At 70.1% G+C, this 23,297-nt stretch carries 23 protein-coding genes; 6 read left to right on the top strand and 17 right to left on the bottom strand.

The window, feature by feature from the left end:
* Positions 1–115: 115 nt before the first annotated feature.
* Complete coding sequence (locus tag QRN26_RS04845; protein ID WP_285035577.1) at positions 116–2,014, top strand: FAD-binding monooxygenase; 1,899 nt, start codon at positions 116–118, stop codon at positions 2,012–2,014.
* Positions 2,015–2,017: 3 nt separating this feature from the next.
* On the opposite strand, the gene QRN26_RS04840 is transcribed toward QRN26_RS04845, so the two are convergent.
* A complete protein-coding gene (locus QRN26_RS04840) occupies positions 2,018–3,088 on the bottom strand; it encodes an NAD(P)-dependent alcohol dehydrogenase (protein WP_285035576.1) in 1,071 nt (356 codons plus the stop codon).
* A 45-nt stretch (positions 3,089–3,133) separates the two neighbouring features.
* On the opposite strand from QRN26_RS04840, the gene QRN26_RS04835 reads away from it, so the two are divergent.
* On the top strand, positions 3,134–3,706 hold the full coding sequence (locus QRN26_RS04835) for a TetR/AcrR family transcriptional regulator (protein ID WP_285035575.1): 573 nt from the start codon (positions 3,134–3,136) through the stop codon (positions 3,704–3,706).
* A 25-nt stretch (positions 3,707–3,731) separates the two neighbouring features.
* On the opposite strand, the gene QRN26_RS04830 is transcribed toward QRN26_RS04835, so the two are convergent.
* The 6 genes from QRN26_RS04830 to QRN26_RS04805 form a co-directional block, all read right to left on the bottom strand.
* Positions 3,732–5,036 (bottom strand): acyltransferase family protein, encoded by a 1,305-nt coding sequence (locus tag QRN26_RS04830; protein ID WP_285035572.1) that lies wholly within the window; start codon positions 5,034–5,036, stop codon positions 3,732–3,734.
* Positions 5,037–5,157: 121 nt separating this feature from the next.
* Positions 5,158–5,826 carry a response regulator gene (locus tag QRN26_RS04825; protein ID WP_056779966.1) on the bottom strand — a complete coding sequence of 223 codons (669 nt, stop codon included), beginning with the start codon at positions 5,824–5,826 and terminating at the stop codon, positions 5,158–5,160.
* Positions 5,823–7,064, bottom strand: a complete 1,242-nt coding sequence (locus QRN26_RS04820; RefSeq protein WP_285035569.1) for a sensor histidine kinase — start codon at positions 7,062–7,064, stop codon at positions 5,823–5,825. Before QRN26_RS04820 ends, QRN26_RS04825 begins: the two co-directional genes overlap by 4 nt.
* 5 nt (positions 7,065–7,069) lie before the next feature.
* On the bottom strand, positions 7,070–7,750 hold the full coding sequence (locus QRN26_RS04815; protein ID WP_285035566.1) for a DedA family protein: 681 nt from the start codon (positions 7,748–7,750) through the stop codon (positions 7,070–7,072).
* Between the two features lie 112 nt (positions 7,751–7,862).
* Entirely contained in the window at positions 7,863–9,182 is a 1,320-nt protein-coding gene (locus QRN26_RS04810) for an ammonium transporter (protein WP_056009719.1), read from the bottom strand.
* Between the two features lie 391 nt (positions 9,183–9,573).
* Positions 9,574–10,110: a phosphoribosyltransferase family protein gene (locus QRN26_RS04805; RefSeq protein WP_285035564.1), complete on the bottom strand. Its 537-nt coding sequence runs from the start codon at positions 10,108–10,110 to the stop codon at positions 9,574–9,576.
* 133 nt (positions 10,111–10,243) lie between these two features.
* Here QRN26_RS04805 and QRN26_RS04800 point away from each other — a divergent pair, with 133 nt between their 5' ends.
* Complete coding sequence (locus QRN26_RS04800; RefSeq protein ID WP_285035562.1) at positions 10,244–10,492, top strand: hypothetical protein; 249 nt, start codon at positions 10,244–10,246, stop codon at positions 10,490–10,492.
* Positions 10,493–10,615: 123 nt separating this feature from the next.
* Here the strand turns inward: QRN26_RS04800 and QRN26_RS04795 are convergent, their stop codons facing one another.
* The 6 genes from QRN26_RS04795 to QRN26_RS04770 form a co-directional block, all read right to left on the bottom strand.
* Entirely contained in the window at positions 10,616–11,359 is a 744-nt protein-coding gene (locus QRN26_RS04795; protein ID WP_285035560.1) for a TetR/AcrR family transcriptional regulator, read from the bottom strand.
* 54 nt (positions 11,360–11,413) lie between these two features.
* On the bottom strand, positions 11,414–12,412 hold the full coding sequence (locus QRN26_RS04790) for an alpha/beta fold hydrolase (RefSeq protein WP_285035558.1): 999 nt from the start codon (positions 12,410–12,412) through the stop codon (positions 11,414–11,416).
* 5 nt (positions 12,413–12,417) lie between these two features.
* Positions 12,418–13,779 carry a type III glutamate--ammonia ligase gene (gene glnT, locus QRN26_RS04785; RefSeq protein ID WP_056009729.1) on the bottom strand — a complete coding sequence of 454 codons (1,362 nt, stop codon included), beginning with the start codon at positions 13,777–13,779 and terminating at the stop codon, positions 12,418–12,420.
* A gap of 176 nt (positions 13,780–13,955) precedes the next feature.
* Positions 13,956–15,002 carry an NAD(P)-dependent alcohol dehydrogenase gene (locus QRN26_RS04780; RefSeq protein WP_285035556.1) on the bottom strand — a complete coding sequence of 349 codons (1,047 nt, stop codon included), beginning with the start codon at positions 15,000–15,002 and terminating at the stop codon, positions 13,956–13,958.
* 154 nt (positions 15,003–15,156) lie between these two features.
* Complete coding sequence (locus tag QRN26_RS04775; protein ID WP_056779994.1) at positions 15,157–15,690, bottom strand: P-loop NTPase family protein; 534 nt, start codon at positions 15,688–15,690, stop codon at positions 15,157–15,159.
* Positions 15,691–15,757: 67 nt separating this feature from the next.
* The gene (locus QRN26_RS04770; protein ID WP_056009736.1) at positions 15,758–16,126 is read right to left on the bottom strand and encodes a VOC family protein; all 369 of its coding nucleotides are present in this window, start codon (positions 16,124–16,126) and stop codon (positions 15,758–15,760) included.
* Between the two features lie 81 nt (positions 16,127–16,207).
* Here QRN26_RS04770 and QRN26_RS04765 point away from each other — a divergent pair, with 81 nt between their 5' ends.
* Positions 16,208–16,654, top strand: a complete 447-nt coding sequence (locus tag QRN26_RS04765) for a MarR family winged helix-turn-helix transcriptional regulator (protein WP_285035553.1) — start codon at positions 16,208–16,210, stop codon at positions 16,652–16,654.
* An 18-nt stretch (positions 16,655–16,672) separates the two neighbouring features.
* Here the strand turns inward: QRN26_RS04765 and QRN26_RS04760 are convergent, their stop codons facing one another.
* Complete coding sequence (locus tag QRN26_RS04760; RefSeq protein ID WP_285035552.1) at positions 16,673–17,803, bottom strand: epoxide hydrolase family protein; 1,131 nt, start codon at positions 17,801–17,803, stop codon at positions 16,673–16,675.
* 107 nt (positions 17,804–17,910) lie between these two features.
* Here QRN26_RS04760 and QRN26_RS04755 point away from each other — a divergent pair, with 107 nt between their 5' ends.
* Both QRN26_RS04755 and QRN26_RS04750 read left to right on the top strand, forming a co-directional pair.
* A complete protein-coding gene (locus QRN26_RS04755; protein ID WP_285035551.1) occupies positions 17,911–18,492 on the top strand; it encodes a helix-turn-helix domain-containing protein in 582 nt (193 codons plus the stop codon).
* Positions 18,489–19,046 (top strand): hypothetical protein, encoded by a 558-nt coding sequence (locus tag QRN26_RS04750; RefSeq protein WP_285035549.1) that lies wholly within the window; start codon positions 18,489–18,491, stop codon positions 19,044–19,046. The genes QRN26_RS04755 and QRN26_RS04750 overlap by 4 nt, the downstream gene beginning before the upstream one ends.
* Before the next feature lie 22 nt (positions 19,047–19,068).
* On the opposite strand, the gene QRN26_RS04745 is transcribed toward QRN26_RS04750, so the two are convergent.
* From QRN26_RS04745 to QRN26_RS04735, 3 genes are all read right to left on the bottom strand, one after another.
* Entirely contained in the window at positions 19,069–19,605 is a 537-nt protein-coding gene (locus QRN26_RS04745; RefSeq protein ID WP_285035547.1) for a GNAT family N-acetyltransferase, read from the bottom strand.
* Positions 19,606–19,668: 63 nt separating this feature from the next.
* Complete coding sequence (locus tag QRN26_RS04740) at positions 19,669–20,637, bottom strand: NAD-dependent epimerase/dehydratase family protein (protein WP_285035546.1); 969 nt, start codon at positions 20,635–20,637, stop codon at positions 19,669–19,671.
* On the bottom strand, positions 20,634–23,270 hold the full coding sequence (locus QRN26_RS04735) for an alpha/beta fold hydrolase (RefSeq protein WP_285035680.1): 2,637 nt from the start codon (positions 23,268–23,270) through the stop codon (positions 20,634–20,636). The genes QRN26_RS04740 and QRN26_RS04735 overlap by 4 nt, the downstream gene beginning before the upstream one ends.
* Positions 23,271–23,297 lie beyond the last annotated feature (27 nt).

Raw genomic sequence — 23,297 nt, 5'->3', positions numbered from 1 at the left:
CACCCTGCATCGGCGTCCGGCCTTCCGCCGCGCGTCGACGCAGGGTAGTGTCTGCCGTGCGATAAGCGAACACTGTGTTCCATTATCGAATTCTTGACGACGAAGTGAGGAATCGATGCAGTTTCACCACCATGGCTACGTCTCCGGCGATCCGCGCGTGCTCCCCGCCGCGGGGGTCGGGATCGACCGGCCCGACGAGCTGCCGGACGAGGTCGACGTCCTCATCGTCGGCAGCGGACCCGCCGGCATGATCGCCGCCGCCCAGCTCTCCCGGTTCCCGACGATCACCACGCGGATCGTCGAGCGACGACCGGGACGCCTCGCGATCGGCCAGGCGGACGGCATCCAGGCGCGCAGCGTCGAGACGTTCAACGCGTTCGGGTTCGCTGAACGCATCACCGCCGAGGCGTACCGGATCACCGAGATGGCGTTCTGGAAGCCCGACCTCGAGGACCCGAGCCGCATCGTCCGCGGCGCCCGCCCCCTCGACGACACGACGGGCGTCAGCGAGTACCCGCACCTCATCGTCAACCAGGCGCGCGTGCTCGACTACTTCGCCGAGTACATGGCCAACGCACCGACGCGTATGCGACCCGACTACGGCTGGGCGTTCCAGGGCCTCGAGATCGACGACACCGCCGAGTACCCGGTGACGGTGACCCTGCTCGACACCGGCGAGGACTCGACCGGCGCCACGAGGACGGTGCGCGCGAAATATGTGATCGGGGCGGACGGCGCCAGGAGCGGCGTGCGTCAAGCGATCGGCTGCACCCTCGCCGGCGACCAGGCGAACCACGCCTGGGGCGTCATGGACGCCCTCGCCGTCACGGACTTCCCGGACATCCGGACGAAGTGCGCGATCCAGTCGGGCTCGGGCGGCAGCATCCTGCTGATCCCGCGTGAGGGCGGGCACCTGTTCCGCATGTACGTCGACCTCGGTGAGGTGCCGGCGGGCGGCGGCGCAGCGGTCCGGTCCACCTCGATCGAGCAGATCATCGAGCACGCGAACGCGATCCTCAGCCCCTACCGGCTCGACGTGAAGCACGTCGCCTGGCACAGCGTCTACGAGGTCGGCCACCGACTGACCGACCGCTTCGACGACGTGCCGCTCGACGAACTCGGCACGCGCACACCACGCGTGTTCATCACCGGAGACGCCTGCCACACGCACAGCGCGAAGGCCGGGCAGGGCATGAACGTGTCGATGCAGGACGGCTTCAACCTCGCCTGGAAGCTCGGACATGTGTTGGAGGGCCGCAGCCCGGAGAGCCTGCTGGCCACCTACTCGGCCGAGCGGCAGGTCGTCGCACAGGACCTCATCGACTTCGACCGCGAGTGGTCGACGCTCATGGCGAAGCGACCGGAGGAGTTCGCCGACCCCTCGGAGCTCGCCGACTTCTACGTGCGGACGGCCGAGTTCCCGGCGGGGTTCATGACCGAATACGCCCCGTCGGCCATCGTCGGCGAGGCGACCCACCAGCATCTCGCGACCGGCTTCCCACTCGGCAAGCGCTTCAAGTCGGCCCTCACCTCGCGGGTCGCCGACGCCAACCACGTCCACCTCGGACACCACGCCACGGCCGACGGCCGGTGGCGGGTCTACGTGTTCGCCGACGCCGCCTCCCCTGCCACGGGTCGCTCGGCGGAGCTGGCGGCCTGGCTGCAGGACGCGCCGGAATCGCCCCTGAACCAGGTGCCGGACGGCGTGCGGGCGGACGACTGGTTCGACGTGAAGGTGGTCTACCAGGAGCACCACACGGACATCGAGCTCGGGACCGTGCCGCAGGTCTTCCTGCCGCGGGTCGGCCCCTTCGACCTCGTCGACTACGAGAAGGTCTACGCGGTGCACCCCGACGTCGACGTCTTCGAGGAGCGCGGCATCGACCGCGACGGCGCGATCGTCGTGGTGCGACCCGACCAGTACGTCGCCCACGTGCTGCCGCTGACGGCCACGGCGGAACTCGCCGCGTTCTTCGACGGCGTCATGGGACGGGAGGCGGCGCGCCCCGCCTGATCGTCAGACGTGCAGGGTGTCCCGCTCCGCATCCAGCTCGGCGTCGAGGTCGGCGAGGTCCAGCACGAAGCGGTACCGGACGTCGTTCCGCGCGAGCCGGTCGAGGGCCACGTCCACGTCGGCGGAGGGGACGATCTCGACGTCGGCCGTCACGCCGTGGGTGCCGCAGAAGTCGAGGAGGTCCTGCGTCCACGGCCGACCGCCGCTGCCCGACGAGGTCAGGCGCTTCCGACCGAGGAGGAGGTCCATGGTCTGGATGGAGATCGGACCGAGGGTGCCGAGCGAGCAGAGCGTCCCGTCGAGGTCGAGGACGCGGAGGTACGGCGCGAGATCGTGCTCGGCTGAGACCGTGTCGATCACCAGGTCGAGGCTGCCGGCCGCGGCGGCCATCGCGTCCGCGTCTGTCGAGACGACCACCCGCGACGCCCCGAGCCGCTCGGCGTCGCTCGCCTTGCCTTCCGAGGTGGTGAAGACGGTGACGTCGGCACCGAGCGCATGCCCGAGCCGGACGGCGAGGTGCCCGAGACCGCCGAGGCCGACGACCCCGAGTCGCGTCCCCTCCCCCACGCCGTTGCTCCGGAGCGGCTCCCAGACGGTGATGCCCGCGCACATGAGGGGCGCGACGCCGGCCGGGTCGAGGGAGAGCGGGCGGTGGTAGACGAAGCTGTCGCGCACGATGTAGCGACCGGCGTAGCCGCCGAGCGTCGTGCTCCCGTCGACGCGGTCCCGCCCGCCGTAGGTGAGGGTCGGGAACTCCGCGCAGTAGTTCTCCTGGCCGCGCAGACACATCGCACAGGTGCCGCAGGAGTCGACGATGTTGCCGACGGCGACCGGATCGCCGGGGGCGAACGCCGTCACCGCGGAACCGACGGCGACGACCTCGCCGACGAACTCGTGGCCGGGCACGAGTCCCGCTTGAGGCCCTGCGGAGTCGAGGGCGTGCAGGTCGCTGTGACAGACCCCGCAGTAGGTGACGCGGACGTCGACGTCGTCCGGTCGGAGGTCGCGGCGTTCGATCGTGGTCGGTCGGAGCGACCGGGGCGTGGCGGTGGACATGAGGGCGGTTGTGCGCATGGCTCGATACTACCTACTAGTTGGTAGGTTCGGTAGACTCGATCAATGACCACCGCGGACCAGACTCGCCAGCGCATCCTCGACGCCGCGACCGAGGAGTTCGCCACCCATGGCATCGCCGGCGCCCGGGTGGACCGGATCGCCCGTCGGTCCGGCATGAGCAAGCCCATGATCTACGCGTACTACGGAGCGAAGGACCAGCTCTTCGACGCGGTGTTCCACGCCCATGTCATCGCCAACAGCGACCGGGTCCCGTTCACCGCGGCCCAGCTCCCCGAATACGCGGCCCGGCTGTACGACGACTACCTCGCCGACCCGGCGCTGGCCCGCCTCGTCATGTGGAAGCGCCTCGAGCGTGAGAGCACCGGCTACCTCTACCCCAGCCTCGAGGACCACGACGTCCAGCACATCCGCGACATCGAGGCCGAACAGCGCGCAGGGTCGATCCGCCCCGATCTCGACCCGGCCGACATCTGGTCGTTGCTCATCTCGACCGCGGCGACCTGGGCGCAGGCGTCCATGACGGTCGTCGCCACCTCGGCGGATGCGCCTGAGGTCCACGAGCGCCGCCGCAGCGCGCTGGCCGCGACCATCCGCGACGGGCTCTGCACGCGCTGACGCGGCAGTGGCCCGAGGTCACCGATCATGATCGCGAGGATGACCGCGACACGTGGAGTGAGGCGAGGATCATCAGGACGGCGAGCGTGCCCGTCATCACCGAGGTGCCGACGACGAGGAGGAAGGTCACCGCGGTCAGCCCGAGGACGACGGCGACCGTGATCCGGCGGCGGGAGCGTGTCGCGACCGGCATCGAGACCGCCTCGACACGCGCGAAGACCGTGGCCACGGCGGCGGTCAGCCCGAGCGCCGCGACGAGCCAGATGGGCCGACCGAGCCACCATCCGAGGCTGCTGGGCTCGGGGAGCGCGACACCCGTGGTGAGTGCGAACACCGCGGACGCCCCCGCCATCGCCAGCAGGACCGGCATGTGCCAGAGGTAGACCGTCATGGCCCGCGTGGTGACGAAAGCCGTCGCGCTCGCGACCCGGGGTCGTCGGCTGAGTCGGGTCAGCCGCTCGCGCAGCAGCGACAGCAGCGCCGTGTGCGCGACCCCGACGAGGAGGAGGGCGGCGGTCGGCGGATTGATGTTGGCGATGAGGTCGGCCGAGTACACCCCGGCGCACCACAGGACGACGAGCACGACGACCGCCCCGGCACCGGCTGCGATCCGGACACGTTTGGCCAGCGCGTCGATCGAGCCGTCCGCCAGGAAGAACCCGAGCTGCTGGAGCGCGGTCCACACGAAGACGAGGTTGAGGAACCCGAGGGCGTCGACACCGGTGGACGCCCGCAGGACGTCGACGAGGACGGCAGCGACGACGAGCGCCACGATGGCCCGCATCGGAGCGCGCTCATGGGCTGCGGCGAGCGCGGGCAGGAGTGCCTGGCAGAGCAGGAACACGGCGAGGAACCAGAGCGGTTGTCCGAACCGGAAGCCGGCGGCGGCGATGAGGTCGGCCGGCACGCCGGCCAGGGTCAGCATCGCGAGGGCCGCGGCCGTGCAGCCGATGGTGACGACCGCCGGGAGGAGGAGTCGGTGCAGCCGTGCCGCGACGAACGCCGAGGCCGGCACGCCTCGGGCCCGCTGCCGACGGAAGGCGAGGAGCCCAGCGAACCCGCCGATCACGAAGAAGAGCGGCATGACCTGTAGGACCCAGCTGAGCGGTGCGATCCACGCGGTGCCGTCGCTCGCGTTCGCGAACACCGGGCCGGCGGACGTCACCGTCACGCCGACCATCATCGCGTGGAGGACGACGACTCCGACGATGCAGCAGGCGCGGACGAGGTCGATGCCGGTGTCACGGGTGTTCGACGCGACGACTGCGGGCGCGAGCCCTGGCCTGAGCGCGGGTCTGGCGGGCTGCGGTGGGGTGTGGGTGATGGCCATGACGGTCCTCCTCGGTGACGGTCCGAGGAGGTTATGAACGCGGCATGGGCCGCCACATCACCCGGCGGTGTCGACCCGCCCCGTACCGGGGAGGGAGGTGGAGCGCCGAAGGCCGACCCGGTCAGGCGGGCGCGACGAGTCCGGTGTCGTAGGCGAAGATGACGGCCTGGACGCGGTCGCGGGCGCCGACCTTGGCGAGCACCTTGCCGACGTGGGTCTTGACCGTCTGCTCGGCGATGAAGAGGCTCGCGGCGATCTCGCTGTTGGAGTGGCCGTTGCCGATGAGGACGAGCACTTCGCGTTCGCGGTCCGTGAGCTCCGCGAGCCGGGCGACCCCCTGGCCGACCCGCGGCTTCTGCGCGGCGAACTGCGCGATCATCCGGCGGGTCACGCTCGGCGCCAACAGGGCGTCACCGGCCGCGACGACCCGCACGGCGTGGACGAGGTCCTCGGGGAGCGCGTCCTTCAGGAGGAATCCGCTCGCGCCGGCTTGGAGCGCGTCGTAGACGTAGTCGTCGATGTCGAAGGTGGTGAGCATGATGATCCTGGGGATCTTCGCCGCCGGATACGACGGCCCGAGGATGCGTTTGGTCGCCTCGATCCCGTCCAGCTCGGGCATGCGCACGTCCATGAGGATCACGTCGGGGTCGAGGCGTGCGGACAGCTTCACGGCTTCCGCGCCGTTCGCCGCCTGACCGGTCACCCGGATGCCCTCGTGCGCGTCGAGGAGGGCGCCGAATCCGGCGCGGACCATGGCCTGGTCGTCGGCGATGAGGACGTCGATGGTCACTGGTGGTCCTTCGTGGAGACGGGTCGGGCGGAAGAGGTCGAGACGTGCGACGGAGACGGAGCAGCGACGGGCAGGGCCGCGACGACGAGCCAGCCGCCCTCGCCGTCCGGACCGGCGCTCAGGCTGCCGTCGAGGAGTGCGGCGCGTTCGAGCATGCCGCGGAGCCCGTGTCCGGCCCCGTGCTCCCCAGCGGACCGGGCAGCCCCGTTGTGGATACGCAGGCGGACCGCATCGGGGTCGATGCCGACGGCCACGGTGACGCGCGCGCCGGGCGCGTGCCGCACCGCGTTGCTCATGGCCTCCTGGATGATGCGGAACGCCGCGATCTGGACGGATGGCGGGACGACGGTGTCGCCGGGGTCGCCCACCTCGAGGGTGATGTCGGCTCCCACTCGGCGCAGCCCCTCCGCGAGGGCAGGAAGGTCATCGATGCCCTGCTGCGGCGCGAGCTCGGCCGCCTGATCCTCCGTGCGCAGGACGCCGAGCAGGCGCCGCATCTCCACGAGCGACGCACGGGCGGTCGCCGCGATGTCGTCGAACTCCGCCGTGGCCTCGTCCGCGAGGCCAGGCACCCGGTACTTGGCGGTCGAGGCCTGCACCTGGATGACCGACATGCTGTGCGCGACGACGTCGTGCAGTTCTCGAGCGATCCGCGTGCGCTCCTCGACGAGCATCCGCCGGGACTGCTCGGACGCTGAGACCTCGCGCTCCCGAGTGAGCTCCTCCCCGATGCGCACGCGCCCGGAGACGAGGAGCGCCACGAGGAACGCCACCGCGGCGATGGAGGACGCGACGATGAGATCGGCGGCCATGGCGGTCGCGTCGGCCGCCGACGGGACGAGCAGCGCCGCGACCAGCGAGCCGGCGACGTTCACGAGCAGGGTGACGAGCCCGGGCAACCAGCCGTGCAGGAAGGTGACGGCCCCGACGAGGACGGCGAACGCGATGAGCGCCGGCACCGACCACGGCCACGGCCAGACCGGGTCGTGATCGGCTGAGGCGACGAGCGGGAGCACGAATGCGGCGGCGGAGAAGAGCGCGATCGCGACCCGGGGAAGCACGACGGAGAGGACCGGTGCGCCGCAGATCGCGGCTCCGAGGAGGAACGACGCCGGGAGCACCGTGCCGTAGAGGAGACTCTGGATCGGCACGAGGACGCTGAGGAGGACCACCCCGATGCCCGCGAGGACGAAGAGGACGACGGCGCGGCGCGAGGGGTCGAGCGTCGTGCGGTCCATGAGCGTCATTCTCCCACCGGCACCAGCACCGACCGGGCGTCGGCCTCGGCGTCCTCCTCTGCGCCGCGCGCTGCGGTGGCCGCTGAGCGCTCGCGACGGCGTCGGCGGGCCGCGGTGACCCGGTCGACCACGAGGCCGAGGACCAGGGCGACCGCGACGCCGATGACGGAGCTGAGGAGCGGTTGGTCTGCGAAGAGCTTCCCGGCGACGATGCCGATGAGGGCGCTGTAGGCGGCCCAGGTCGCACCGCCGATGAGACTCAGCGGGACGAACCGCCGCCACGGGTAGTGGAGCGCACCCGCGGTCATGTTGACGACGACGCGACCGACGGGGATGTAGCGTGCGCCGAGGATGAGCGGCGCACCGCGGTGGCCGAGGGCACGGCCGGCCCGGTCGAATCCCTCGGCGATCCGCGGGCGACGCATCCAGGCGAAGCGGGTCGTGCCGACGCCCCGACCGATGAGGTAGGCGAGGTTGTCGCCGATCGCGGCACCCAGCGCCGCGACGACGACGAGGAGCGGCAGGTTCGATCCTCCGGTCGAGACCGCGACGGCCGCCGCGGCGACGAGCACCGTCTCACTCGGGACCGGTGGGAAGAAACCGTCGATCACGGCCACCGCGAACATCACCACGTACAGCCACGGCGAGGTCACTGCGGTGAGGATGAGTTCGTTGATGACGTCCATGCTTCGACGCTACGAAGCGGGCGGCGTCGCAGCATCACCCCGAGGTATCCGGTACCCCCTACCCCGGTGGTGTTCTGCGGCGCCGCCCGGACCAGCCCTCGGCGGACCGGACTCAGTCGACGACGGCCGGGACCTTCGGTTCCGCGTGCCCGCGGGGTGAGAGCGCCTCGTGCGTGCTGATCTCGTAGGCGTTCTCCGCGTGGAGCACGACGTCGAGACCCTGGGCCTCCGTCTGGGCCGACACCCGGATGCCCATCGTCTTGTCGAGGACCTTCGCGAGCACCCAGGTGATGGAGAACGTGTAGACGAAGACGGCGACGATCGCGAGGGCCTGCTTGCCGAGGAGGAGGAAGCCGCCACCGGCGAGGAGCCCCTCACCGCCGCTGGGTGCGAGCGGCACCGCGAGGATGCCGATGAGGAGACCACCGACGACCCCGCCGACGAAGTGGAGGGCGGTGACGTCGAGCGCGTCGTCGAAGCCGAAGCGGACCTTGAGGCTGACGGCGAAGTAGCAGACGACCGCTGCTGCGGCACCGATCGCGAGCGAGCCCAGCGGGGTCACCGCACCGCAGGAGGGTGTGATGGCGACGAGCGCGGCGATCGCGCCGGAGCAGGCGCCGAGGGTCGACGGGTGTCCGTCGCGCAGCTTCTCGACGACGAGCCAGACGATGACGCCGGCGCAGGTCGCGGCGACGGTGTTGAAGACCGCGACGGCGGCGTTGTTGTCTGCGGCACCGAGCGCGCTGCCGTCGAAGCCGATCCAGCCGACGAAGAGCAGGCCCGCGCCGAGCAGGGTGAGCGGGAGGCTGTGCGCCTTCGGCTGCGAGGGGAAACCGTTGCGCTTGCCGAGGACGAGCGCGAGCGCGAGGGCCGCGACCCCGGAGTTGACGTGGATGGCCGTGCTGCCGGCGTAGTCGATCGAGCCGATCGTGTTCGCGAGCCAGCCGCCCTGCACGCTGCCGTCGGCGGAGTCGAATGCGAAGACCCAGTGCGCGACGGGGAAGTAGACGAGCGTCGACCAGACCCCAGCGAAGACCATCCACGCACTGAACTTCATGCGGCCGGCGGCGGCACCGGCGACGATCCCGATGGTGAGGCCGGCGAACATGAGGTGGAGGGCGGCGAGCGCGAGGGGCGGCAGGGCACTCCCCTCCGGGGCGACGAGGAGCTGACCGAGGCCGGGGTATTCGGTCGGGTCGCCGACGAGTCCGAGGCCGCCGATGCTGTCGCCGAACACCATGGAGTAGCCGAACGCCACCCACAGGATCCCGACGAGGCAGAACGACGCGAAGATCATCATCATCATGTTCATGGTGACGCGGCGGCTGACCATCCCGCCGTAGAACATGGCGAGGCCGGGCAGCATGAGTGCGACGGCGACCACCGCCGTCAGGAGCCATGCCGTGTTGCCCGCGATTGCAGCCGTGTCCATTCGGACCTCCAGGGTTCGCGCGGGATCCGAAACGGACGACCGCATTTTCAATATGTCATCCAATTGTCGCGACGACCGGTTTCAATGCAGTATCGAATCCGTTTCGTGTTCGTTACATCAGAGGGGCCAGTCGTCGGGGTGCCGGAACGGAACGGCGACGACCTGCACGTCGTCCTCGTAGGTAAGACGCTTCTCCGATAGTCGACCACTGGCATGCAGGCCGTTCGCCATCGCGAACACCCCGGGGTACCGCCCGTGCCGATTCGGAACGGCGCTCTGGAATCGGACGAACATGGTTCGACCATACGCATGAACGCGAGTGCGCTGGCGGAGAGGTCCAGCTCCCTGTCAGGTGCGGGTCGCCCTTCCCGCTTCGATCAACCGGCGCCGATCAGTGGAGGTCGGCCCGCGTCACGAGCGAGCGGATCGGCGGCAGCCTGTGCCGCGCAGCGTCATCCGCTTCATCGACGATGGTGCTCAGCGACACGACCGTGCCCCCGCCCGCCTTCGCGAGCTGCGTGACGGTCAGAGCCTGGCTTCCGGTTTCCACCCAGTCATCGACCAGCACCAGTCGAGCCCCGGATTCCAGGTGATCCCTGCGTACCGACAACGTCTGTCGGCGTCCCCGGTAGTCGGCCTCGGTCTGTTTGCTGATCAACGAGCCAGGGAACAGGGCACCGTCCTTTCTGACGGCTACGAACCCGATGCCCAATCTGACCGCCACTGCCGGCGCCAGAACGAAGCCGCGTGACTCGATACCGACGATGGCGTCAGGCCGATCGCGCTCTGCGAGAGCAGCCAAGGCGTTGACGATGGCACTGAGCGCCTTCGGATCGCGCAACATGCTCCACACGTCTGCTTCGCCCTCGATCCAACGGAAGTGTTCCAGCATGTGCCGGCGTCCCTGCGCGACCTCGTCTTGCGTCATTGAACGAACGTATCGAGGCCAAGCCCGGACGAAGCGCTCACGCGCGCGGTGAGCTCACTCTGCTCACGTCGGTGGAGCCCGCCGACCCGCACCGACTGTCACGCCCACCGACACCGCGGCATAGGCTGCTCGCATGGTCAAGGCGAACGATCCGGAGTACCGGACACCACGACTGGTGCTGGGCTGGACGTGGGCCGCTCTCGGCATCGGGCAACTCGCACTCAGGGTGTCTCCCGACGCAGACAGTCATGGCTCGCTGTCCTGGGTCATCCTGGGCGTCCTGCAGGTCGTCCTGGGCGCGGTCATCGTGATCCAGGCGTGGAGGCTCCCGAAACCTCCACCCGCCGAGGCGGCCCGAACCGACGACGGAGGTGCGGGATGACCCGCGCCCGCACGATCTGGTGGTGCAGATCTCGCTCGCGCTGACCGTCATCACCACGAGCCTGCGGTCCCGCCTCGGGGGCGGCCAGGTGCACACCCGACCCGACGACGAGCCGCCGACGCGTTAGTCGACAGCGACGGCGAGGTTCAGCGCCAGGGCGTCGCGCTCCACGTCGGCGAGCGCCGCACGGTCGACGAGGAGGCTGTGCACGGTCGCGGCCGCCGTCCGGCGGGCGAAGGCCCGGATGCGGTCCGCGTCGCCCGCACCTTCGGCGGCCTCGACCGGCGGATACTGGGCGGCGATGTCGCCGGAGCCGTACCGGTAGGCCTTCTGCATGCCCTCGTTCGCGTGGAGGGCTGCGGCCGCCGCCCACTCCGGCGTCTCGCTGCCGCCCAGGATGAGCACGCCCTGCTCGACGCCGTCGCGGATGAGCCCGGCGATGAAGGTGAAGAGCGCGCGGTAGTCGTCCCAGAACGAAGCGAGGTCGTCCGGGTGCTCCGCAGCGAGCCGCTCGATCTCGTTGTAGTCGAAGGGCGCCTCGCAGATGGCGACACCGTCCTCGTACAGCACCCGGTACAGCTTCGCGGGGGTCGCGGCCTCGATCGAGCCGAGGGCCTCCGCAGCGCCGACCGACTGGCGGTTCGAGGCGGCGGTCGCCCGCAGCACCTCACGCTTGTTCGCGAACCAGTAGTACAGCGACGACTGCTTCATCCCGCAGGCTTCGGCGAGCATCGTCATGCTCGTGCGCTCGTAGCCGCGCTCGGCGAACAACCGGGTCGCGACCTGGATGATCTCCTCGCGCGGATCCTCGGTGGCGATCCCGCTCGCGCGCGGACGGCCCGGCGATGCTCCTGTGCGGCCGGCCATCGATCACCACTCCCTGCTCGCGGACACCTCCGCCAATCCTACGGGCGGGCGGCCTCAGCGATCCGCGAGCAGCTCACGCATCGCGGCCTCGATCACGGCCGTCTCAGCGGCCCGCACCCCGGGTCGCCCGGCGACATGGCCGAGGTCGGACGAGATGACCCGCACCTCGCTCCGAGACATCATCGCCGACTCGAGCACGTTGTCGTCGACGGTGAAGTAGAGGTCGGTCGACGACGGCATCACGATGCTCCGCGCACGCACCCCACCGAGCGCTGCAGCGAGACCGCCCTCGACTCCCCGTCCCGGATCCGCCTGCTGCCAGGTGCGCAGCATGGCGAGCAGGTCGTTCGCGTCCCACCGCTCGTGGTCGGCGGCCCAGTCCTCGAGGAGGGCGGCGACGTCGGGATAGCCGAGCTCGCGGTACACGCCGTCGCGGAAGAAGGCCTGCGAGTACGCCCAGCCCGCGTAGACCGTCCCGAAGGCGCGAAGTCCGGCGCGCGGCGGGACCGCGTATCGACCACCCTCGAACACCGGGTCGGCCCTGAGAGCGGCCTCGACACCCGCCAGGAAGACCGCGTTGTGCGGGGAGCAGCGGGCGGCACCGGCGATGGGGAGGAACGCGTCGACGAACGCCGGATACCGGACCGCCCACTCGTAGGCCTGCAGCGCCCCCATCGACCAGCCGGCGATCAGCCGCCAGCGTCGCACGCCGAGCCGCTCGGCGAGCCGGAGTTGCGCGCGCACGTTGTCGCCGATCGACACCGTGGGGAACGCGGCCCCGTGCACCTCCGCGGCGGCGTTCGACGGTGAGGTCGAGACGCCGTTGCCGAACAGGTCCACCGACACGATGAACCACTCCGCCGGATCGAGCGCCCGCCCTGAGCCGATCCACGGTTCTGCGCTCGCGTGCGTGCCCGTGTAGTAGCTCGGCACCAGCACCGCGTTGTCGCCGGCGGCGTTCAGCACACCGTGCGTCGTGTACGCGAGCCGGGCCTCGGGGAGGTCCGCGCCGGACTCCAGCGCGAACCTCCCGAGGTCGAGGACCTGGTGCATCGGGATCAGAAGAACTTCAGGTAGCGGGCGGTCTCCCAGTCGGAGACGTGCGCCTGGTACTCGTTCCACTCCTGGCGCTTGTAGTCGATGAACGCGTCGTACATCGCCTCGCCGAACACCGACCGCGACAGGGAGTCCGTGGCGAACTCGTCGACCGCCTCACCGAGGCTGCGCGGCAGCATGCCGATGCCGAGCTGCGCGACCTCCGCCTCCGTGTAGTCGTACATGTTCTCGGTGTGCGGTGCACCCGGGTCGAGGTCCTCACGGATGCCTTCGAGGCCCGCGGCGAGGATGAGGGCGGCGCCGAGGTACGGGTTGCAGCTGATGTCGGCCGCGCGGCACTCCACGCGTCCACCCTGCAACGGCACGCGGAGCATGTTGGTGCGGTTGTTGTTGCCGTAGCTCACGAACACGGGCGCCCAGGTCGAGCCGGACATGCTGCCCTGCCGCACGAGACGCTTGTAGCTGTTCACGGTCGGTGCGATGACCGCCGACAGGGCGGGTGCATGCTTGAGCACACCGGCGATGAACTTGTAGCCGAGCTCCGAGATGCCGCAGCCGCGCGGGTCGTCGTCGGTCTCGAAGAGGTTCTCACCGGTCTCGATGTCGGCGAGCGACATGTTGAAGTGCGCGCCGGAACCGCTGCGGTCGGCGAAGGGCTTCGGCATGAAGGTGGCGAAGTAGCCGTGCTTGCGGACGATCTCGTTGGCCATGAGCCGGAAGAACACGGCACGGTCGGCCATGGTGAGCGCGTCGGAGTAGTTGAAGTCGATCTCGAACTGCCCAGGCGCGTCCTCGTGGTCGAAGGAGTAGACCCCCCAGCCCATTTCCGTCATCGCCTCGACGAGTTCGGTGAGCCAGTCCAGGTTGTCGAGTGCCGCGGTGGCCGTGTAGCAGGGCTTCGCGAGGTCGTCGCGGTCGCTGACCTCGGTCACACCCTCGGGGGTGTCCTTGAGGACGAAGAACTCGGTCTCGATGCCGAGGTTGAAGGTGAAGCCCATCTCCGCGGCCGCGTCGAGCTGACGCTTGAGGATGTTGCGCGACGCCGCTTCGAACGGCTCGCCCTTCGTGTAGAGGTCGCTCGCGAAGAACGCGACGTCCTTCCGCCACGGCAGCTGGACGGCGCTGTCGAGGTCGGGGCGGGCCGAAAGCTCCTCGTCGCTGATCGCCTGCGGGAGGCCGTCGAGCGCGGCACCGGTGAAGAGTTCCGATCCCCCGGCCATGCGTTCGAGGTGCGACAGCGGCACGAACTTGGTCTTGATGCTGCCGTGCATGTCGACGAAGCTCGCCATGGCGTACTTGACGCCGGCTTCCTGCAGGCGGGCGCGGACGGACTCCACGGTGGTAACGGTCTCGACGACGGTCATGGGATGCTCCTCCGGTTGCGTCGCCAACCTCGCGGCGACTCATTTCGATACTGTATTGAAAGTATGCGCGCGCGCAGTTTCAATAGGGTGTCGAAAATGTTTCCGGGGTGTGAACCCTAGAACGAAGGACCGGCGTGTGCCGCAGCCGCAGCACACGCCGGTTCTCGGAAACGCTGTTACGGGACGATGACCGCCCGGCCGCGGATCGTGCCCGCGTGCAGGTCCTCGTAGGCCTTCGGAGCGTCGTCGAGCGAGTACGGCTGCACCTCGACGTCGACCTTGCCCGCCTTCGCCAGCTCGAAGACCTCGATGAGCTCGCTGCGCGAACCCCAGTACGGGATCCGGACGGCCGCGTCGTACGCGATCGAACCGAAGCCGATGGTGGCCGAACCGCCGCCGATGCCCACGATCGTCACGTCGGCCTCCGTCGCTGCGACAGCGGTGGCCGTCGCGATGGTCGGGTTCGCGCCGACGAAGTCGAACACGGCGTCGACCCCGACACCGCCGGTCAGCTCGCGGATCTTCCCCGCCGCCGACTCGTCGCTGATGAGGGTGACGTCGGCACCGACGTGCTTCGCCAGCTCGAGCTTCTCGTCGTTGACGTCGAGCACGATGACCGTGGCACCGGAGAGCGCCTTCAGCATCTGGATGCCGACGTGACCGAGGCCACCGGAGCCAATGACGACCGCGAAGGTGCCGGCGCCGAGCTTCGGCAGACTGCGCTTGATCGCGTGGTACGGCGTGAGGCCCGCGTCGGTGAGCGACACGTTCTTCACCGGGTCGAGGTCGCCGATCGGGACGAGGTGACGCACGTCGTCAACGATCATGTACTCGGCCATCGAGCCCTGGGCGCCGAGTCCGGGAGGACGGATGCCCTCCGCCGCCGCATTGGTGCAGTAATTCTCCTTGCCCTGCGAGCAGTTCAGGCAGTGCCCGCAGCCCCACGGGCCGTAGACGGCGACGGCCTCGCCCAGCTGCAGGCTCGTCTCCACGCCGGGCCCGAACTCCTCGATGACGCCCGCACCCTCGTGGCCGAGCGTCAGCGGCAGCGGGTACTGCTGCTCGAGGTAGTCCTGCTCGGGCAGGCTCATGACGTAGTCGTCGGAGTGGCAGACGCCGGCAGCGGTGACCTTCAGGAGGATCTCACCCGGCCCCGGCGTCGGCTTCTCGATCTCGACGACCTCAGGGGCCGAGCCGATCTTCGTGTACCGCAGTGCCTTCATGGTGGGACATCCTCCTCGAGCGTCGAAACTGCACGCCGCTGTCGCTCACTAAGCGACGTGTGTCAGATAGATCTGACCGTTCCAGTATGCGCCTCCCGTCGGCAGCGGGGCGCGCGGTTGACAACGCCGACGCCCTGCGCTCGCGCTCCGTGACTCAGCGCGGATCCCAGGCCAGCACCGCTTCGACGAGCTGGGATCTCGACATCGCACTGTCGACCTGGAGGACGGGCTGCGGCAGGGTGGCCAGCCACGCCTCGTGCGAGGCGCGGCTGCGTCCGTCGAACGCAGGGTCGTCGTAGCCGCTCGCCCACTCCCGGAACGTCTCCCAGGCGGCCTCGTCGAACCGCTCGCCGGCACGCCGCTCGACCTCGCGGGCCTCCAGCCGACGCAGGCGCTCGGCCGGGTCGAGGACGACGAAGACGACGGCGTCGCACTCCGCGACGATCTCGTCACCCCAACCCGGCATCGAACCCGACAGGACCCAGGCCTCACGCGGAACGAACATCTCCCGCATGAGCCGCACCCGTTCGGCATCAGCCCGCTTCGTGACGTACGGCGGGTCGGTCGGCACCCAGAAGTAGTCGTCGGCGTCAGCGTGCGGCACTGACCAGTGGTCGGCGAGCGCCCGCCCGAGCGTCGTCACGCCGCTACCACTGGCCCCCATCACGTGCACTCTCGAACGTCGCATCCGTCCATTCTGACGCGTCGGGCTCCGCGCGGGTCGAGCGGCAGGGGCCGGGCGGGGCCGGTCGCGATCAGGCGCGGTCGTGGAGGGTGAGCTGGTAGCCGTCGGGGTCGGCGAAGGTGAAGGTGCGCCCGAACGGCCCGTCGATGGGAGCCGAGACGATCGTGTGACCGTCTGCGGCGAGGGCGTCGTGGATCTCCTGGACGCCGGTGGCGTGGAACCAGATCGCGGCTCCGACGCCGGGCTGGTCGACGGCCGCGAGGTCGGTTCCGGGGACGATGTCGCGCAGGGCGAAGGCGGTGGGCGTGGTCTCGAAGACGACCGCGTGCGGCGGGCCGGCCTGCGAGCGGACAAGGCCGAGGTACTGCTCGTAGAAGGCCTGCGAGGCGTCGAGGTCGGTGACCTGGAGGGAGATGAAGTCGGGTCCGGTGACGGGCATGGCGTGTTCCTGTTCTCGTAGTGGGTGGTGAATTCAGCGTGTCAGTTACCTGACACCGTCAGCCTATGTCAGAATACTGACATGAGTCAAGACGTGATCGAACTGGACACCTCGCTCGGGTATCTCCTGAAGGAGGCGTCGAGCGCGCTCCGCTCCGCGATGGAGGCGGTCCTGCGCCCACTCGGCATGACGATCACGCACTACTCGTGCCTGGAACTCCTCGCCCAGCGGCCCGGCCTGTCCAACTCGGAGCTCGCCCGCGGCGCGTTCGTGACCCGGCAGTCGATGAACGTCCTCCTGCAGGCACTCGAACGGGACGGCTTCGTCAGCCGCCCGGAGCAGGCGCCCGTCGGGAAGGCCCTGCCCACGCAGCTCACCCCGCTCGGCCGTGAACACCTCGCGCAGGCGACCGCCGCCGTGCGATCGGTGGAGGTACGGATGCTGCAGGGGCTGACCCCGGACGAGCAGCAGGCGGCGCTCACCATCTTGCGCAGCATGATCCGTTCGCTTCGCGACGCGGACGCTTGACGGCCCCACCCCGGCCGGTCAGTCGTCGAGCAGCGTCACCACGAACGCTTCGATCCGGTCGGCCACCTCGACCGGCACCTGCCAAGCGGTGAAGTGGGCTCCCTCGTCCAGCTCGGTCCAACTGCGGATGTCGGTGTACGTCCGCGCCGCGTAGGAGCGCGGAAGCCCACGCTCTCCGGTCTGCACGGCGACCGCGACGGGCACCTCGATCAGCGGCAGTTCCTGCTGCTTCGGGTGGTCGCGGTAGGGGCGGAACGATGACCCGATGCTCTGCGTGAACCAGTACAACGACACGGTCGTCAGCAGCTCGTCGTCCGTCCACCACGCACCGTCACCCGCCCAGGCGAGGAGCTTCTCCGCGATCCAGGCGGCGAGCCCGACGGGTGAGTCGTTGAGCGCTGCGGCGAGGATCTCAGGTCGGGTCGCCTGGACGCGCGCGTAGGCGAGGCCGCGAGTCCACTCGCGATCGTGGCGGTCGAGCCAGTCCTGCTCCGCAACCTTGAGATCGTGCGCCCGGGACGCCGCAGGGAACGCGGCATGCGTCGCGAACTGCCCGATGACCGCTTCCGGATGCAGCGCGGCGAGCCAGTCGCTCGTCGTCGAACCGACGTCCTCGCCGTACGTGAGGTATCGCGCGTGCCCGAGCACCTCGGTCATGAGCCCGTGCATGAACTCGGCGACCACCGGGCCGGTGAACGGGCGGTCGTCGGCGAGGGGCGCGGAGAACCCGTAGCCGGGGAGCGACGGAACGACCACCTCGAAGCCGAGCACCCGACCGTGACCGAGGTCGACGACCCGGCCGGCGAGCGCCGTCGCGAGCGGCAGCATCTCGACGAACGAGTAGGGCCACCCGTGGAACACGATGACCGGGACCGTCTCCGTGGCCCCCTCCGCCGCGGGCAACCGTGCGACGTGGAGTCGCTGGCCGTCGACCTCCGCTTCGAACTGCGGGACGGCCGCCAGCTCCCGTTCCACCCGCCGCCAGTCGAAGCCGTCGCGCCAGTGGTCGACGAGCTGACGCAGTCGATCGAGCGACAGCGCGCTCTCCTCCGCTGCGTCGCCGATCGCACCCGGCAGACGGGCCCCTTCGAGTCGCCGACGCAGCTCGTCGAGGTCGGCATCGGGCACTTGGATCCGGAACGAACGCATGCGCTCGAACGTAGAGCACACCTCCGACAGGGTGAGTGGTGCGCGACGGAGGTGACGCAGTCGGATGAGCTGGTAGAATTTAGCTACAGCTAACGATTGGACGAGCAGTGAGCACGTTGATCCGGGACACCATGAGCGCTGCGGGGACCAGTGGAGCTGAGCTGGCTCGGCGCCTGCACGTCACTCCTGGGGCGGTCTCGCAGCTCCTCAAGTCCGAGGAGGACGCGACGATCAAGCTTGCATCGCTCGAACGGGCCCTGCGAGCCCTGGGAAAGGACATCGTCATCAACGCGGTCGAATCGTCGTCGCCCACCGCTCGATTCTCGCCCGCCGGCGTCTCTCAAGCCATGATCGACGCCCTCGCCGAGGGAGATCGCACGTTCGCGCTCCGTCTGCTGACGCAAGCCGTGCAGAAGGTCACGGTCGAACCCGACCTTTCGATCGATCCGCTGTTTGCCCGGCCTCCACAGGAACTCCCCGACACCGGATGGGACACCCTGTTCCGCGCCCATTACGGCCGAGCATTGCCTGATGCACTCACCGCGCGATGGCCCGAGCTGACACCGCTGCCCGAGCCATGGTTCGTCTCCCAGTTCGGCAGCCTGCGGGAGCGTGCGCGTACCCGCTCGCCGGAGCATCTGCGGCGTCTCAACATCTTCATCGACGAACAGAGCCTGAGCCGCGCGTGAGCCACGAGCAGCAGTTGGATCCAGCCTTCGTCCGCCGGTTGATGCGCGAGCTCGAGGGCGCTCTGACCGAGCGGAAGGTCAACGGACGGATGTACGTGGTCGGAGGGGCCGCACTGGCCTTGCAGTACCCCGACGACCACGCCATACGTGTAACGACCGATGTCGACGCGGTCTTCTGGCCAGACGCCGAAGTGCAGGAAGAAGCCGCGAAGCTGGCGGTGCGCTATTCCCTTTCGCCGACATGGTTGAACTCGAACGCAAGGCCGTTCATCCCCGATGGCCAAGGAGACGTCAGAGCAGAGTCCGAAGGCTTCGTCGTCGCTCTCGCGGATCCCAAGGTACTCATCGCAATGAAGCTCGCAAGCGCCCGGGAGCAAGACCTCAGCGACCTCGTCGTGCTGGTGAGACACCTGGGGATCACGGCGGCGGAGACACTCGTCGACATCGCCTTCGAGATCTACGGCGAAGACTCGATGAGCTTGACGGACAGCCGAGAAGACGTGTTTCGCCTCGCCGTGGACGTGTTGGCGGCGGCGAAGCGTTCGACAATCTGACGACGCCACCGAACCAACGCTCCTAAAGCACCAGCGGTAGGCGGTCGCCGCTCGGACTGGGGTCCGTCGTCAGGCGGGCGTGCAGCTCGACGTCGAACCGTTCCTTGCCGTACGAGAGCTTCTGGCGTTCGATTCCCTCAGCGATGAAGCCTGCCCGTGTCGCGACCCCGCAGGACGCCGGGTTGTTGACCCGGTGCCCCAGCTCCAAGCGGAACAGCCCGTCCGTGAAGGCCCATGCGGCGACGGCGTTGACCGCTCGCGTCGCCAGACCTCGACCCCGGGCGTCGCCGCTCAACCAGTAGGACAGCCAGCCGGTGCCATGCCGGCGCTCGATCGCGGACACACCGACGTTGCCCACCACCACGCCGTCGCTCACGATCGCCCAATTGCGGCGGGAGGCGGACGGCTGTAACACCTGCGAGATGAAACCAGCCGCGGCGTCGACGTCCGACAGATCCACTCCGCCGAACTGCGGGCCCAGGTCTGGGTTCTCCACGAACGCGGCGCACAGGAATGGCGCGTCCGTCGACTTCCAGGGGCGCAAGAGCGAGTCGACCATGCGCACAGTCTGGCAGTCGCATCCCGACAGACGAGCGTGCCGTCTCCAGCGCCAGGCCTCGCGTCAGGCGCGGTAGTGGGCCGCCAGGCGCTCGAGACCCTCGTCGATCGAGACCGCCGGCGTCCAGTGGAGGGCCTCGCGGGTGTCGCGCTGGTCGAACCAGTGCGCGGTCGACAGCTGCTCCGCCAGGAACCGTGTCATCGGCGGCTCGTCCGCACCCGGACGGATGCTCCAGAGACGCTCCACGAGTCCGCCGGCCGCACGAGCGATGCCCGCCGGGACGCTGAACGACGGCGGCTTCACGCCGGCGGCGCGGCAGATGCCCGCGAGCAACTCGCCGACCGGCCGGGGCTCCCCGTTCGTCACGACGAACGCCCGCCCGTGCGCCGTCTCGGCGTGCTCGTGTGCCGCTGCGACGGCCGACGCCGCGTTCGCGACGTAGGTGCTGTCGATGAGGGCGGTCCCGTCATCGAGCAACGGCAACCGGCCGCGACGCGCACGGTCGACGATGCGCTCCACGAGTTGCGGGTCGCCGGGACCCCAGACGAGGTGCGGCCGCACGACGACGACCGCGAAGCCACGACGATCCCGTTCGAGGGCGAGCAACTCGCCCTGCGCCTTCGTCCGCGCATACTCACCACGCGCCGCACCCGGGTCGGCCGGCTCTGCGCCGACGCCCACGAGTGCCGAACCGCCGTGCGCGACGGACGGCGAGGAGATGTGGACGAACCGCGAGACCCCGGCCGTCTCCGCTGCGTCGAGGACGACTTCGGTCCCGCCGACGTTCACCTGCTCGAACTCCGCCGGATCACCGGCCAACGACACCTTGGCCGCCAGGTGCACGACCGCGTCGACACCCTGCATCGCCCGACCGACCGCGGCCGCATCGGTGATCGACCCACGGACCTCCTCGACCCCGTCGAGCCCGGCCGGACCGCGCTGCAACACCCGGACCCGGTGACCCGCGCGGAGCAGCTCCAGAGCGACCTCGCGGCCGAGCATGCCGCTCGCACCGGTGACGAGGACGGTCACGGCGCGCTCAGCCGTTCGCCGGCCAGGACGCGGTCGGCCCACTCGGAGAGCCGCGTGCGGTCGATCTTCGAGTTGTGTCGAATGTCCGTCGGCAGCTCCGGCACCACGAAGACGGCGACGAGCGGCTGCGGTGAAGCAGCCCGCACCTCGGCCGCGAGCGCGGCGTCGGCGAGCCGGACCCGCTTCGAACCGGGGGTGGTCTCCACGATCGCGACGCACTGCCGGAGGCCGTCCGGGCCGACACCGACGACCGCGGCACGACGCACAAGCGGCACCGTCTCGATCGCCTGCTCCGGTCCGACCGGTGCGACCGGCCCGTCCTGCGTCGTGATGACGTGCGGCAGGCGACCCTCGATCCAGAGGCGCCCGTCGGCGTCGAGATGCCCGACGTCGCCCGTGCGGTGCCAGCGGCCGTCCTCGGCGACGTCGCGCACGGCGGCGCGGTCGGTCAACCAGAGGCGGTCGTACTGCGATTTGAGGTGCGCCGCCGAGATGATGACCTCACCGAGGCGGTCCGGGTCCTGCGTCAGCTCGCCCGTCGCCCGGCCGGCCGCATCGAGCGGGCTGATGCGCACCTCGACACCACCGATCGGGGTCCCGACGCACACGCCCGTGTGCTCGGAGTCGTCGCCGGGCATCGTGTCGAGCGTGATGTCGGAGACCAACAGGCACTCGGTCATGCCGTAGACGGCGTGCGCCGACGCGTTCGGGAGCACCCCGACGAGCGCGGTGAGCAACTGACGGCTGACCGGTGCACCCGTCGAGAGCACCGTGCGGACGCCCTGCAGGGCTCGACGATCGGCGTCGTCGAGCTCGCCGGCCGTCGCCACGACGTTGAGGATGGCAGCCGGTGAGAGGAACACGATGTCGGCGTCCGCCTCGGCCACCGCGGCGGCGACCGCGCGGGCCGTGAGCGTGCGCGGGGCCGAGATGTCCATCTCCGGCGTGGAGGAGCGGGCACCGAGCGCCGGGCCGAGGAGCGCGAACGGCGCGAAGCCGGTGACGAGGCCGGACTCGGCGGTGATCCCGAAGTGGGCGGACAAGACATCCCGGAGGGACGACAGCTGCGCGTGCGAGTACCGGACCCCCTTCGCCGGGCCCGTCGAACCCGAGGTGTAGAGGATAGCGGCGAGGTCGTCCGGACCGGGCTCCGCGGGGAGCGCGGGAGCCGGACCGTCATCGAGCAGGTCCTTGAGGCTGTGCGAGACGCCGAGGGCTGCTGCGGTCGCTCCGGGGAGCCGTGCTGCCGAGATCTTCACCCCGGGCCAGCCGAGCGCACGCGCGGCGGCGAGGCCCTTCGTCTCGCCGATGACGTACGCGGGCCAGGCGCCACGGACGGCCTGCGACAGCCCACGGACACCGAGCCCGGCGTCCGCGACGACCACGACCGCGCCGATGCGCAGGCAGGCGTAGATCACGGCGGTGAGTGTGGCGCCCGGCGTCACGAGCAACGAGACGCGGTCGCCGCGGCGGACGCCGATGCGGTGGAGCCCTGCGGCGAGGCGCGTCACGCGGTCGTCGAGCTGGCGCCAGCTGACGCGACGGGCGGAGCCGGCACCCCGCTGTTCGACGATGGCATCGGCGTCGTCCGTACGGCGTTCGTCGAGTCGTCGCCAGAGCGGTTCGAAGGTGGGGTCGGCCGCCGGAGCGTCGGCCGGGACGGTCGCCTCGGCCGTGGTCGCCTGACCCTGCGGGAGGTGCTCGTCGAGCCAGGACAGCAGCGACTCGGCGACCGGGGCGTCCTCGATGACGAGGTGCCCGGCACCGGCGAAGCGGTGCACCTGGGCGTGCGGCAGGCGGTCGGCGAGGTCGTCGAGGTACCGGTCGCTGAAGATCGGGTCGCGCGGGCCCCACAGCATGAGGGCCGGGACGCGGAGCTCGGCGACGTCGGCGGCGAGCCGCTCCAGGCGGGGGAAGCTGACGTGCTCGGGCGTCGCCGGGATGTCGGCGACGAACGCGCCGATCCCGCGGCGCCGAGCCGGAGCCGAATACGGGCTGCGATAGGCGTCGCGGACGTCGCTCGCGAGCGGCGGAGCGGCGAGCGCCAGGGTGGTGTCCAGGAACGCGGTGGTCTGGACGGAGCCGGCACCGAGCATGCCTCGGGCTCCGGCGAGCCGCAGCGGTGCTGGGATGGGCGTCCCGTCCGGGTGGTGAACGGCCGTGTTGAGGAGCATCGATCCGATGAGGAGGTCGGGGTGCTCGGTGGCCCACCCGAGCGAGATGACGCCGCCCCAGTCGTGACCGAGTGTGACGACGGGGCCGGTGAGCCCGAGCGCCTCGGTGAAGCCGGCGAGGTCGGCGATCCGCTGTTCCAGGGTCCGCGTGAGCTCGGTGCGCTCGGACCACCCCATCTCGATCTGGTCGACGGCCACGACGCGCCAGGCGGCACCGCCCTCGCGGGCCTGCTCCACGGACTGCGTCACGAGCGAGCGCCACAGGTACGACCAGGTCGGGTTGCCGTGGACGGCGAGCACCGTGCCGACGGGTTCGACCCCGGCTTCGGCGAGCGCCTCGGCGGTGTCGAGGTAGTGCCAGTTGCGCGTGGTGCCCTCGTCCGCGAGCCGGCCGGGCACGTCGATGCGGTGCGAGTACCGGGCGGGGAGACCGGGGAGCCCTGCGGCGCGGACGCCCATGGTGCGGAGCCCGATGTTGGCGGCGAC

Origin of the sequence: Plantibacter sp. ME-Dv--P-095 (assembly GCF_030209365.1) — a bacterium.
Classification (GTDB): domain Bacteria; phylum Actinomycetota; class Actinomycetes; order Actinomycetales; family Microbacteriaceae; genus Plantibacter.
This window is presented reverse-complemented; position numbering and strand designations above follow the sequence as displayed.